Here is a 13,156-nt window from a genome sequence, read left to right as displayed (position 1 = left end):
TATTGAATATAAATTCATTTAGTGGCATTGTTAACCCCAGCCGCAGACACGGCACAACAACATAAGATTGACCGACGGGAGTTTGACGATGAAAAAGTTAGTTCTGGCCGCACTGCTTACCTCTTTCGCCTTTGGCGCCGCAGCCGCAGAGAAAATCAGCTTTGGCGTTTCTGCAACCTATCCACCGTTTGAATCGATGGACGCCAACAACCAGATCGCCGGTTTCGATATCGACCTGGCAAACGCGCTGTGCAAACAAATGCAGGCTGAATGTACTTTTACCAATCATGCTTTCGACAGCCTGATCCCGGCGCTCAAATTCAAGAAATATGATGCGGTGATTTCCGGTATGGACATTACTCCAGAACGTAGCAAGCAGGTGGCATTTACCGACCCGTACTACGCCAACTCCGCGCTGGTGATTTCGAAGAAAGATGTTTACCACTCTTTCGACGATCTCAAAGGCAAGCGCATCGGTATGGAAAATGGCACCACGCATCAGAAATACCTGCAGGATAAACACCCTGAAGTGAAGACCGTAGCCTACGATAGCTACCAGAATGCGTTTATCGACCTGAAAAATGGCCGTATTGATGGGGTATTTGGCGATACCGCCGTGGTTAACGAATGGCTGAAAACCAACCCGCAGCTGGGCGCGGCGACGCCGAAAGTCACCGACCCGCAATACTTTGGCACCGGCCTCGGCATTGCGGTACGCCCGGATAATAAAGCGCTGCTAGAAAAACTGAACGCTGCGCTGAAGGCAATTAAAGCCGACGGGACCTACCAGAAAATCAGCAATCAGTGGTTCCCGGAGTAATCCTTCCCGGAGGCGGCTGTGAACCTGTAGCCCGGTAGGCCAATCCGCAACCTTAAACCGGCAGGGTGAACTGGAAACAGGCCCCTGCCGGTGCTTCCAAAAGGCGTATATCGCCACCGTGTAGCTGTAGCATCCTGCGCACAATCATCAAGCCCAACCCCCCTCGCGATGCGCTTTGCGCGCCCGGCTCCAGTACCGAAGGCCGTTCGAATAGCGTCGCCCGTAGTTCACCAGCCACTCCCGGCCCGCTATCCGCGACCTCAACGATAATCTCCGGCCCTGAACGATGCGCCATCAGGCGAATCACGCCGCCTTCCGGGGTGTGCCGCAGGGCGTTATCCAGTAGATTAGTCAGCACCCTTTCGATCATAGACAGGTCCGCGACAACCGGCGGCAAACCCTCCGACAGCTCCAGCTGCAAAGCAATTTTTCGCGTGGCGATCGTCAAATCGAACTTTTGCGCCACGTCCTGCACCAGCTCAGCCAGCGCAAACTTCTCCGGCTGCGGCTTAATTCCCCCGTGTTCCAGGCGGGCCAACTCAAACAGCTGCTGAGAAAGATGACGAACTTTATTCCCCTGACGTAGCGCGATGTTCAGATACTGTTTGTTCTCCTCCACCGTGAGTCGATCGGCCTTAATGGTCAATGTTTCCAGATAGCCCAGCAACGAGGTCAGCGGCGTGCGCAAGTCGTGAGAGATATTAGCGACGAATTCGCGACGCTGGCGATCGCTATCGGCCAGGCGATCCCACTGCCCGGCAATCTGGCGGGCCAGCTCGATAAAGCGGTTATGCAGCACGGCCACTTCATTCCCCGGATTCGCGTCCGGTGCCTGCGCCGCCAGCGCCTTAATCGCGCGAATGCTGTCTTTTTCATCCGTCGCCACCAACGCGGTAAGCTGGCGTACCGGGCGCGTTACCCAATACCAGGCAAGGCCGCCCGCCAGCAGGCCAAGACCGACGACCAGTACAAGGGTCCACAATAACAGGCTCCCCAACGTTTTCTGCCAGGCGCTCGCCGCCAGTTCATTGAAGGTTTCACCCTGTAAAATGATATACAGATAGCCGCGCAGCTGGCCGTCCTGCCTTAGCGGCGCGACGCTAAACACTTTTTGCTGGTCAATACTGCGCGGATCGTCGCCATAAATCGGCCACGTGCCGCCGGAGAGAAAAGTTTGTACCGGGGCCAGACCAATACGCTGGCGCTTGATATGACCCGGCGGCGCAGCGTCGGCCAGCAGCTCGCCGTCGGGTGAAACCAGATACAGCTCGACGCTTGGGTTAAAGGTCATCAGCCGGTCGAAAAGCGGTTTCAGCATCTGGCGGTCAACCTGCCCCTGAGAGTCCAGAAGCGGTTCGCGGGCGGCAATTTGCTGCGCCAGTCCGGCAGAGAGGCGCTGCACCATCGCATCACCATATTGCGCGCTGCTGTAGAGCTGGATCAGACACACGGCGACGGCACAGAGCAGCAGCAGCGAGGTGAAAACCAACGCCAGGCGCTGACTGAGGCTGAGACGGTGGATCATGACAGCGCCTCTTTGCGCTCCACGGCGAATTTATAGCCTTTTCCCCAGACGGTCAGGATGATGTCAGGTTCAGCCGGGTCGTGCTCAATTTTGGTACGCAGGCGGTTGATATGGGTATTGACCGTATGCTCATAGCCATCGTGCTGATAGCCCCATACCTGGTCAAGCAGCGCCAGGCGGGAAAAGACCTCTCCCGGGTGGCGAGCAAAGTAGTACAGCAGCTCAAACTCTCGCGGCGTGAGATCGATCGCCTCGCCGCGCAGCTTCACTTCTCGGGACAACGGGTCGATGCTCAAACCATGGCTGACGATGCGCCCGGCATCCATCAACAGATTCTGGCCCATCGCCTCCTGGCGGCGAAACACCGCTTTCACTCTGGCGGTCAGTTCGAGAATTGAAAAGGGTTTAGCAAGGTAATCATCCGCACCCATTTCCAGCCCCTGCACGCGCTGGGTTTCGCTGGCGCGGGCGCTGATAATAATGACCGGCAGGTAACGAGTTTGCTGGCGAATGCGCCGACAGATTTCCAGACCATCAACGTTGGGCAGCATCAGGTCGAGAATCACCGCATCCCAGATCTCTTTCTCCAGCCGCTGTAGCGCCTGCGCCCCGTCCGCCTCGTGGACAATCTGATACCCCTCATCCTGCAGATTCAAGCGCAGCAGCGCGGCGATATCGTCATCATCTTCAACCAACAGAATTCTCTTAGCCACCGGCAGCACTCCGCTTTTCATACATTCTGATTAGCCAAGCTTACCCGATCTTCGCCTGCTGAAGAGTTCACATTTTAGTTATACTTCGCGAACCAGCAGGGTCAGCACCTCATAGTGGGCGGTGTGGGGGAACATATCGAACAGCTGCACGCGTTCGATACGATACCCGGTCAGACGAGTGATATCTTTCGCCATCGTCCGGGCGTTACAGCTGGAGTAGATAATAAAGTCTGGCGCCATGCGGCTTAAATAGTCGCACAGCTCGCTGCCAATACCGCGACGCGGCGGATTCACCAGTACCAGCTCCGGAACCTCACCTTCACCAGTAGCAAACTGCGTAGAGTCGAGCGCCTGAAAATGCAAATTGTGTAAACCTAACTCCGCCGCCGACTGTTTTGCGCAGGCGATGGCTTCCGGGGCGATCTCAATCCCGGTCAGGCGCATCTGCGGCGTGGCGCAGTGCAGTCCAAAGCCGCCAACGCCGCAGAAGAGATCCCACATATGGTTAATCGGTAGCTGGCGCACCCAGTCGCGAGCGGTGGCATACAGCTGGCTGGCAACCACCGGGTTAGTCTGAAAGAAGCTCTGCGGGCGGATCCACAGCGGCACGCCGTTGAAATTTTCCGCCAGCGCCTGCTGGTCAGTGAGGAAGATTTCCTGCTCTCCCTCCATGATAGCCATATGCACCGGCTGAATATTGGCGGTAATCACTTTCAGTTGCGGAAGCTGTGCCTGTAGCTCCGGCAGCGCCGCGCGCAGTTGGGCAAGCTTGGTCTCTGAGCGCAGAACAAAGCGCAGCATCATACCGCCATCCTGCTGGCTTTCGGTGAGCAGAATATACTTCAGCTCGCCGCGTTTACGGGCCACGTTGTAGGGCGTGAGTCCGGCACGGGCGATAAACGGTTTAAGCGCGGCAAATACGGGGGCAAAACTTTGCGGGTAAAGCGGGCAATCAGTCAGGTCTTCTGCCCCACCATCACGGTGCAGCATCCCGAGGAGCGGGCGCTCCACGCTACCGCTGACCACCATTTTCGCTTTGTTGCGAAACCCGGTTTCCGGGCCGCACACCGGCGCGCACCAGTTGGCTACCGGAGCATCCGTCAACAGCGTACGCAGGTCGGCCATTTTATCGGCGAGCTGTTGAGATATCGGTAGTTCGAGCCACTGGCAGGAGCGACAGCGGTTCGCGTCATAAAGTGCGCAGTGCATAACAAGACCTTCAAAAAAACAGGGGCGGGGATTGTATCACCGTTACTGTAAACGGAAAAAGCGTCGGCACGGTGTAGGAACAAACAGAATGGCCAGCACCAGCAGATCCGGCAGTTTTTGCAGCACCAGAGAACGAAATATTTCGCGCTTCGATTCTCCGGCGATGCTAAATAGCTCGGGATAACCGTAACCCAGCGATGCGGCCCACAGATAGCCGATGACGATGACCTGAGTCAGCAGATACAGCCAGCGCGCCCAGTTGCGCCCTTTTACCAGCGAAAACGCGCACCAGATTTCAACGAACACCAGCACCAGGCTTGAGAGGAAAACCAGGGTTAACGCCCACGTCTGTACGCTGCGATGAACGAACTCTTCAATACCCTGAACGCCAAGCTGATTGAGGATCATCAGCAAATCCAGGCCGCGGATTAAAATAATGGCGAAAGCCGCCACCTGCACCAGTGCAGGAACGTTAAGACGAGCATGAGACGAGTGCGTTTTTGTAAACAATCCCAACGTAAAGTCTTCCATGAAAACGGCGCCACAAATGCGGCGCCGATGTTAACTCTATTGCAGATATTATACCCTAAATAATTCGAGTTGCAGGACAAGGCATTTGTGCCTTGAACAGCGCTTGCGCTGGCCACGTAGGGGCGAGGCCCATGGATGGGCCGAGTAATCCGCAGCCAACGCACATGCAACTTGAAGTATGACGGGTATAGGCGGTTCAGCCCCTTCTTGCACGCTGGATATCACGCACCCGCTGCTTTTCCGCGCGAGCCATTAAATACCAGGCGATAAAACCGACAATCCCGACCACACCGAGGATTAAGGTCGCCAGGGCGTTAATCTCCGGATTCACGCCCATGCGCACGCTGGAGAAGACCAGCATCGGCAGCGTTGTCGCGCCCGGGCCGGAAACAAAGCTGGCAATTACCAGGTCGTCCAGCGACAAAGTGAACGCCAGCAGCCAGCCCGAAACGACCGCCGGCATAATCATCGGCAGCGTAATGACAAAGAAGACTTTAAGCGGCGCAGCACCAAGATCCATCGCTGCCTCTTCAATTGAGTGGTCCAGCTCGCGCAGACGCGAAGAAATGACCACCGCGACGTAGGCGGTACAGAAGGTGACGTGCGCCAGCCAGATGGTCAGCATTCCGCGATCCGACGGCCAGCCAATAGAGTGCCCTAACGCAACAAACAACAGCAGCAGCGACAAACCCGTTATTACATCGGGCATTACCAGCGGCGCGGTGATCATAAAGGCAAAGCCGTTTGAACCGCGGAAGCGGCCAAAACGCACCATCACTACCGCAGCAATAGTGCCAAGGATAACCGCCGCCGTCGCGGCGCAGGCGGCAATGGTCAGGCTCAGTCCCACCGCGCTCATCATCGCATCGTCATGAAAAAGCTCGCGATACCAACGCGTCGACCACCCAGCCCAGACCGTCACCAGCTTCGAGCTGTTGAACGAGTAAATCACCAGCATGAGCATCGGTGCGTACAGGAAGGTAAAGCCAAGCACCAGAATTAAAATTCGCCACGGCGAACGGACTACCGGCAAATTATTCATCCGTGTTCCCCCACCTGTTTTTGCTGATGCTTGTGAAACCACATGATCGGTACGATCAGCAGTAACAGCATCACGATCGCCACCGCCGAGGCTACCGGCCAGTCGCGGTTATTAAAGAACTCCTGCCACAGCACGCGGCCAATCATAATGCTGTCCGGGCCGCCCAGCAGTTCCGGGATAACGAACTCCCCTACCGCCGGAATAAACACCAGCATCGACCCGGCGATAATGCCGCCTTTGGTGAGCGGAACGATCACCTGGAAGAAGGTTTTCAGCGGCCTGGCGCCCAGATCCAGCGACGCCTCGACCAGTGAGTAATCAATGCGCGTCAGAGCGGTATAAATCGGCAACACCATAAACGGCAGATAGGCGTATACAATGCCGATATAGACCGCAAGGTTGGTATGCAGGATCTCCAGCGGCTGATCGATAACCCCCAGCCACAACAGGAAGTTATTCAGTACGCCGTTGCTTTTCAGCAGTCCCATCCAGGCATAGACTCGGATCAGGAACGACGTCCACGATGGCAGGATAACCAGCAGCAGCAGGATGTTGCGCGTCGATGGTTTACTGTGCGCGACCGCCCACGCCAGCGGGTAGCCCATCAACAGGCAGCAGAACGTCGAGATCCCCGCCACTTGAAGCGACTGTAAATACGCTTCGAAATAGAGCGGATCGTCGGTGAGCTGCAGGAAATTGCCAAGATTCAGCGTCAGCGTCAGCTGGCCGTCAGCCCATTCCAGCAGATCGGTATAAGGCGGGATCGCCCGCGCCATTTCCGCCAGGCTGATTTTAAACACAATCAGGAACGGCAGCAGGAACAGCAAAATCAGCCACACGTAAGGTAGCGCAATCACCAGTTTGCGCCCGTGCGCCATTTGCAGGCGCGCCAGCCACAGCGCAAAACCGCCCGGCTTTTTAGCGCCTGACGGAGGTTCTAATGTACTCATCGCCCTCTCCTTACACCGTCAGCACAACGCAGCTATCGGCGTCCCAGCACAAACGAACCTCATCGCCCCACGTTGGCGCACCTTTGCGGTAGCGGTGTTCGTTTTGTAGCTGGGCGCTGATCATCTGCCCGCTTTTCAGGCGTACATGATAGATAGACAGGTCACCGAGATAGGCGATATAGATAACTTCGCCCACCGCAAAGTTGTAGCCATCCGCAGGCGGATCTTCGCAGAGCATGATTTTCTCCGGACGCAGGGCTACCCACACCGGGACGTTATCGACGACGGAAGCATCCGGATCGACCTTCAGCGGATGCGTCAGCCCCGGCGAATCCAGCACCAGGCCATCTTCCTGACGCTCTTTCACCAGTCCTTCGAAGACGTTTACCGAACCGATAAACTCCGCGCTGTAGCGGGTGGTCGGATGCTCGTAAATCTCCTCCGGCTCGCCAATTTGCACAAACTTGCCGCGGTTCATAATGGCGATGCGTCCCGCCATAGTCATCGCCTCTTCCTGATCGTGGGTGACCATCACGCAGGTCACCCCAACGCGTTCAAGGATATCGACCACTTCCAGCTGCATCCGATCGCGCAGCTTTTTGTCCAGCGCCCCCATCGGCTCATCAAGCAGCAGCAGCTTTGGCCTTTTCGCCAGGCTGCGGGCCAGCGCCACGCGCTGGCGCTGGCCACCAGAAAGCTGATGCGGTTTGCGCTTCGCGAACTCCTGCATATGCACCAGCGCCAGCATCTCCTGCACCCGGCTGGTGATTTCAGCTTTTGGCAGCTTGTCCTGCTTGAGGCCAAAGGCGATATTCTGCTCCACCGTCATATGCGGAAACAGCGCGTAGGACTGAAACATCATGTTGATAGGCCGCTGATACGGCGGCACCCGCGCCAGGTCGACGCCATCGAGAACAATCTGCCCAGCTGTTGGCTGTTCAAAACCCGCCAGCATGCGCAGCAGGGTCGATTTACCACAGCCGGATGCGCCCAGCAGGGCAAAAATTTCGCCTTTGTAAATGGTGAGATTGACATCGTCGACGGCGTGCTGCCCATCAAACGACTTGGTTAGATTACGGATTTCCAGTAGCGGGGTCAGCGCTTTGGGGGCTTTTGCCTGCGGGCGGGGGGTTGCGTCATTCACGGGGTGTTCTCCGGCAGAAATCAAAACTGGTGCAAACGCACTGTTATGGTGCGTATCGCCGGGCAGCGCTAGCGCTTGCCCGGCCTACGGGTTTTGTAGGCCCGGTAGCATTAGCGCCACCGGACAACGGTATTAAAAGTCGTTATTTCCCGCTTTTCACTTTTGTCCATGCGCGAGTACGCACTCGGTCGATTTTCGGATCCTGTACTTTCAGGGTGAACAGCTTGGCAAATACGTCAGCTGGTGGATAAATTGCCGGGTTATTACGAATCTCTTCGCTAACCAGCGGCGTAGAGGCTTTGTTACCGTTAGCGTAATAAACGTGATCGCTAATATGCGCGATGACATCCGGACGCATCAGATAATTAAGGAACTGATAAGCCTCATCTTTATTTTTGGCATCCGCAGGCATGGCGAAGACATCAAAGAACGCCAACGCACCCTCCTTCGGAATAAAGTAGGAGACGTTTACGCCGTTCTTCGCTTCTTTCGCCCGATTAGCCGCCTGCCATACGTCGCCCGCCCAGCCGATAGCAACGCAGATATCGCCGTTGGCAAGGTCATTGATGTACTGCGAGGAGTGGAAATAGCGGATGTTCGGACGCAGCTTAAGCAGCAGGTCGGTCGCCGGGCCAGTGTAATCATCGGCTTTACTGCTGTTCGGATCTTTGCCGAGATAGTTCAGCACGGTGGCGAAAATCTCTTCCGGAGCATCCAGGAATGAGACGCCGCAGCTTTTCAGTTTCTCCAGGTTTTCCGGTTTCATCACCAGATCCCAGCTGTCCAGCGGTACATCTTTGCCCAGAACGGCTTTGACTTTATCCACGTTGTAGCCAATTCCAGTGGTCGCCCACAGGTACGGTATCGCGTATTTATTGTCCGGGTCGTGCTTCGCCACCAGCTTCAGCACTTCAGGATCGAGGTTTTTCCAGTTGGGGAGCTTGCTCTTATCCAGCGGCTGGAAAACCCCTGCCGCCAGCTGGCGTTCGAGGAAGCTCGCCGATGGCACCACCAGGTCAAAACCGGTGCTGCCCGCCATTAATTTTCCTTCCAGCACTTCATTGGAATCAAAAACGTCATATACCACTTTAATACCGGTCTCTTTTTCAAAATTCGCCACCGTATCCGGCGCAATATAATCAGACCAGTTATAAACATGCAGGGTTTTTTGTTCGGCTGCGAGCGAACCGGCAGAAACGGCCATCAGCGCACCCGTAACCAGACCTGTTAACCATTTTTTACCAAAGGCGGTCATATCTCTTATTCCTTCTCAATGCCCGTTAACAAGCGGGCTGAATATACGCACTTGTTTGCATGCAATAATCATGCATATTTTTTCATTGCCTAAGAAAAGGAGAGAGGACCTCTCCCGGAATGGTTGCCCGCAACTGGAAGCATCGTCAGAATAACTGTAGCCAGAATAAGAGGCTATAGCCCAGGTAAAAAAACGGCTTTTATCAATTTTTTATGCAATAAGGGTCTATGTGATAAGCCGAAAGCGGCAGAATGGCGGTGAAAAATTCTTTAAGGAAAGGTTAATGGCAGAATAAAAGCGGGAAATACGCAGCCGCTATGGTAGTGGCTGCGCTATTTTTCGACAGGCTTAGTGAAGAAAATGGTACTGGATACTCTCAGCAACGGGTTCTTCTTCCTCAGGCTTATACAACACCTGATTGGCGCTGGCTTCGAGCATAACCATTGAAATCTGTTCTTCGCTCTGACGGAAAAACCACGCGAACTGATCAAAGGTAATACCGACACCTACGATCAGCGCCTGGCACACCACCAGTTTCGGCAGATTATCATCCTGAATATCGAGAAAAGCCTTCACGGTCAACGAACTGGCGTTAATCGCTGAAAGATCGGCAGAGAGCGGGAGCAGCGCAGAGGGCTTAACTTCCGCCAGAGCGGAAAAGAGTACCACGTTGTCCACCAGGTCGAGTTTGGCATCAAAAATGCCTTCGAAATTCTGCATATGCGGCAGATGTAACGCCTGGCAGGAATCACACTCAAAAAAGCTGATGCCCAATTCGTCGAGCCATTGACGTAACGTATCAAGACCCGGAACGACCAGTGAATCCATATGACCTGTGACCTCTTGCTGTGGAAAATGCGACGCCATAGCTTACGCAAAAAAAGCGTCGCGTACCATGACGCTGTCGTGAAAGGGAACTAACCTCCCATTTTCAGACAAAACCCCGGTGTTGCCTGACGTTCAATCCAGTCAATCATTCGCCCGGCAATATCCGCCCCCGTTGTGGTTTCAACGCCTTCCAGGCCAGGAGAAGCATTCACTTCCATCACCAGCGGGCCGCGCGTAGCACGCAAAATATCGACGCCCGCCACATCCAACCCCAGCGTTTGCGTGGCTTTAATCGCCATTTCTCGCTCTTGCTCGCTGATGGTCGCGATCGTCGCCACACCACCGCGATGCAGATTGGAACGGAAGTCGCCCTCCTTCGCCCGGCGTTCAATCGCCGCCACCACTTCATTGCCCACCACCAGGCAGCGCACATCCCGACCTTTCGCCTCAGCGATATACTCCTGCACCAGAATATGAGCGTTCAGACCGCGAAATGCGTCAATCACGCTCTCCGCCGCCTGGCGGGTTTCGGCCAGCACCACGCCGATGCCCTGCGTACCTTCCACCAGCTTTACCACCAGCGGCGCACCGCCCACCATCGCGATCAGGTCGCTGGTATCATCCGGTGAATGGGCAATCCCGGTGAGCGGAAGGTCAATCCCCTGACGCGCCAGCAGCTGTAGCGAGCGCAGCTTGTCACGGGCGCGCGTAATAGCGACAGACTCATTCAACGGATAGCTGCCCAGCAGCTCAAACTGTCGCAGCGCGGCGGTGCCGTAATAGGTGATCGCTGAACCGATGCGAGGGATCACAGCATCGAAATGCGGTAGCTGGCGGCCTTTATAGTGAATCGATGAGGCCACCGGACTGACGTTCATATAGCAAGAAAGTGGATCGAGGATTTCGACCTGATGACCGCGTTTATGCGCGGCTTCACGCAGGCGTCGACATGAATAAAGCGTTCCATCCCGGGATAATATGGCAATTTTCACCCTGTACCTCTGCGAAAAGACCCGCTTTGGCGGGCCTTTGATAGCTAACAACGACTCAATTTTACGCTGACCTTGCAAAATCGCCTGGCGTCAGGCCGGGGCAGTTTACACGCAATCAGCGCGTAGCCCATCCCTGCTTATGCAGATATTCAAGAATAAACGGGCGACTCTCTTTAACAATAGTACGACGGATATGGTCGCTCCAGGTATCACGACGCGTGTTGCTCCCACGTGACAGATAATACTGCGCCAGTTGCTCGTCATATTCGCTAAGTACCGTATCGTCTAGCGGCTGATAGCTGTTTTCGTGCACCAGCATCGCCGATGGCATGCGCGGTTTTACGTCCGGGTTGTCAGCGGGCCAGCCAAGGCATAGACCGAACAGCGGCAGTACGTGCTGCGGCAGCTTCAGCAGTTCGGTCACCGCGTCAATATTGTTGCGCAAGCCGCCGATATAGACACCGCCCAATCCCAGAGACTCTGCCGCCACCAGCGCATTCTGCGCCATAATCGCGGTGTCAACGCAACCCAGCAGCAACTGTTCCGCCAGTCCCAGTTGGGCATCGGGACAAATTTGCTGATTGCGGTTAAAGTCGGCGCAGAACACCCAGAATTCGGCAGCCTGCGCCACGTGCTTCTGGCCGCCGCTCATTGTCACCAGCTGTTGACGCATCTGTGGATCGGTAACACGAATGATTGAGGTACATTGTAAAAAACTGGAGCAGGAAGCCCCCTGTGCACCGGCAATAATCGCAGCGCGCTGTTCATCACTAATAGGCGCGTCGGTAAAATGGCGAATAGAACGGTGGCTACGCAGCAGCTCAATGGTCGGCGTCATCTCGTTTTTCTCTGTCAGACAAGTAAGAAGGTGGGGTTTTGGTTTGCGTCAGCTGGGGGGCAATCACTTTCGCCACCCGCCACATTAACGCCACAGCGGCCGGGAGCATCAGCAGGATCCCCGCGAAAATCATCAATAGCGCAGCCGTCGGGCTGGAGAACGGCGCGGGTAGACTGATGTACTGATTGAGCGATAGCCAGGCCAGGGTCAACAACACCATGCCGAGAATCTCAACCACCAGCACGCTTTTTGGCAATGCAGCGGGCGATCGCATAACACTCCTCCGGTCCAAATGATTCGTACAACCCAGCGAGAACGGGTCACGCAACAGGGCCAGTATAGCGGTTTCATCGCCAGAGTATTTATCAAACATAGCCCTAAACCATCAAAGCAAAAGGCAGAACCTTCTTTCCCTCGTCGGCATAACGCGTCATGATACGCCCCATTCGCCATTAGGCTGAGATTTAAGGAGAGAAACGATGTTTACCGTAATTTTTGGTCGTCCAGGTTGTCCGTATTGCGTTCGCGCCAAAGAACTGGCTGAAAAGTTGACTAATGAGCGTGATGATTTCAACTATCGCTACATTGATATTCATGCCGAAGGCATCAGCAAAGCCGATCTGGAAAAAACCGTGGGCAAGCCGGTAGAAACCGTACCGCAGATTTTTGTCGATCAGAAACACATCGGCGGCTGCACGGATTTTGAAGCCTGGGCGAAAGAGAATTTGGGTCTATTTGCCTGAGACGGCTCAATCTTCTGATGAGTGCTTGCGTCTGGTATCAAGCCAGGCGCAAATAAACAGAAAGCATAATGCGCCAAGCGCGCACCAGAACACCGCGCTAAACAACCACGCCAGCTCCTGCCAGAAAGAACGCTGAGTCACAAAGAAAAGCCGCATTACTACCAGACAAATGGGGGCCGCCAGCATCGCGCCGATAAGGGGACGAATAACCCGCTGTCCAGGTGAGAGGCAGCTTGCCGCAGCGCCGGGGAGTATAAAAAACAGTAGCCCGAGCTCGGGATTACCGGTGGCCCGAAAGGCGCCTTTCATATGTAACAGCAGTGATAAACAAACCACAATAAATAGAAAGAACCCACAGATTATACCGGCCCAAGCACGCTCAGATTTCACTACATCCTCCTGATTTTGCCTCTAACCAACTTCCACTTCGTCCAGTCAGATAAAGATTCTGGCAGTCCATTCCAATTAAAGATCCCGCCAGTGCAAAAACGATTGTTACTAGCCGAAGCCTCCAGGAAGGATTAAACTATCGACTATATTTTGCTGGTTATAACGGGATGCCAGAA

The 13,156-nt window shown here is 55.0% G+C and carries 15 protein-coding genes; 2 read left to right on the top strand and 13 right to left on the bottom strand.

Annotation, left to right across the window (positions count from 1 at the left end; genetic code table 11):
- The first annotated feature begins 88 nt into the window (after positions 1-88).
- Positions 89-820, top strand: a complete 732-nt coding sequence (artJ, locus tag QVF11_RS19560) for an arginine ABC transporter substrate-binding protein ArtJ (RefSeq protein WP_287858787.1) — start codon at positions 89-91, stop codon at positions 818-820.
- A gap of 52 nt (positions 821-872) precedes the next feature.
- Here artJ and QVF11_RS19555 read toward each other — a convergent pair whose 3' ends face one another.
- The 12 genes from QVF11_RS19555 to QVF11_RS19500 form a co-directional block, all read right to left on the bottom strand.
- Complete coding sequence (locus QVF11_RS19555) at positions 873-2,345, bottom strand: sensor histidine kinase (RefSeq protein ID WP_287858786.1); 1,473 nt, start codon at positions 2,343-2,345, stop codon at positions 873-875.
- Positions 2,342-3,058, bottom strand: a complete 717-nt coding sequence (locus QVF11_RS19550) for a response regulator transcription factor (RefSeq protein ID WP_142512440.1) — start codon at positions 3,056-3,058, stop codon at positions 2,342-2,344. Before QVF11_RS19550 ends, QVF11_RS19555 begins: the two co-directional genes overlap by 4 nt.
- A gap of 78 nt (positions 3,059-3,136) precedes the next feature.
- Positions 3,137-4,267, bottom strand: coding sequence for a 23S rRNA (uracil(747)-C(5))-methyltransferase RlmC (rlmC, locus tag QVF11_RS19545; protein ID WP_287858785.1), 1,131 nt, complete (start codon positions 4,265-4,267; stop codon positions 3,137-3,139).
- Positions 4,268-4,309: 42 nt separating this feature from the next.
- Complete coding sequence (locus tag QVF11_RS19540) at positions 4,310-4,798, bottom strand: YbjO family protein (protein ID WP_287858784.1); 489 nt, start codon at positions 4,796-4,798, stop codon at positions 4,310-4,312.
- A gap of 196 nt (positions 4,799-4,994) precedes the next feature.
- Positions 4,995-5,840 (bottom strand): putrescine ABC transporter permease PotI, encoded by an 846-nt coding sequence (gene potI, locus QVF11_RS19535; RefSeq protein WP_110275269.1) that lies wholly within the window; start codon positions 5,838-5,840, stop codon positions 4,995-4,997.
- Positions 5,837-6,790: a putrescine ABC transporter permease PotH gene (gene potH / locus QVF11_RS19530; protein WP_110275271.1), complete on the bottom strand. Its 954-nt coding sequence runs from the start codon at positions 6,788-6,790 to the stop codon at positions 5,837-5,839. The genes potI and potH overlap by 4 nt, the downstream gene beginning before the upstream one ends.
- Before the next feature lie 10 nt (positions 6,791-6,800).
- Positions 6,801-7,934 carry a putrescine ABC transporter ATP-binding subunit PotG gene (potG, locus tag QVF11_RS19525; protein WP_110275273.1) on the bottom strand — a complete coding sequence of 378 codons (1,134 nt, stop codon included), beginning with the start codon at positions 7,932-7,934 and terminating at the stop codon, positions 6,801-6,803.
- Positions 7,935-8,076: 142 nt separating this feature from the next.
- Positions 8,077-9,189, bottom strand: a complete 1,113-nt coding sequence (gene potF / locus QVF11_RS19520; RefSeq protein WP_112214684.1) for a spermidine/putrescine ABC transporter substrate-binding protein PotF — start codon at positions 9,187-9,189, stop codon at positions 8,077-8,079.
- A 348-nt stretch (positions 9,190-9,537) separates the two neighbouring features.
- Positions 9,538-10,017, bottom strand: coding sequence for a type III secretion system chaperone family protein (locus QVF11_RS19515; protein ID WP_112214685.1), 480 nt, complete (start codon positions 10,015-10,017; stop codon positions 9,538-9,540).
- An 89-nt stretch (positions 10,018-10,106) separates the two neighbouring features.
- Positions 10,107-11,009 (bottom strand): 30S ribosomal protein S6--L-glutamate ligase, encoded by a 903-nt coding sequence (rimK, locus tag QVF11_RS19510; RefSeq protein WP_287858781.1) that lies wholly within the window; start codon positions 11,007-11,009, stop codon positions 10,107-10,109.
- Positions 11,010-11,124: 115 nt separating this feature from the next.
- Positions 11,125-11,847: a nitroreductase NfsA gene (nfsA, locus tag QVF11_RS19505; protein WP_287858779.1), complete on the bottom strand. Its 723-nt coding sequence runs from the start codon at positions 11,845-11,847 to the stop codon at positions 11,125-11,127.
- Positions 11,831-12,121: a YbjC family protein gene (locus tag QVF11_RS19500; RefSeq protein ID WP_287858778.1), complete on the bottom strand. Its 291-nt coding sequence runs from the start codon at positions 12,119-12,121 to the stop codon at positions 11,831-11,833. Before QVF11_RS19500 ends, nfsA begins: the two co-directional genes overlap by 17 nt.
- 205 nt (positions 12,122-12,326) lie before the next feature.
- Between QVF11_RS19500 and QVF11_RS19495 the strand changes: the two genes are divergently transcribed.
- Entirely contained in the window at positions 12,327-12,590 is a 264-nt protein-coding gene (locus QVF11_RS19495; RefSeq protein WP_110275282.1) for a GrxA family glutaredoxin, read from the top strand.
- Positions 12,591-12,596: 6 nt separating this feature from the next.
- Here the strand turns inward: QVF11_RS19495 and QVF11_RS19490 are convergent, their stop codons facing one another.
- Positions 12,597-12,980 (bottom strand): inner membrane protein YbjM, encoded by a 384-nt coding sequence (locus tag QVF11_RS19490; protein WP_287858776.1) that lies wholly within the window; start codon positions 12,978-12,980, stop codon positions 12,597-12,599.
- Positions 12,981-13,156: the final 176 nt, after the last annotated feature.

This window comes from Klebsiella sp., from assembly GCF_027492335.1.
Taxonomy (GTDB): Bacteria; Pseudomonadota; Gammaproteobacteria; order Enterobacterales; family Enterobacteriaceae; genus Klebsiella; species Klebsiella huaxiensis.
The sequence above is the reverse complement of the archived record's forward strand: the minus strand, read 5'-3'. Positions and strand labels throughout refer to the sequence as shown.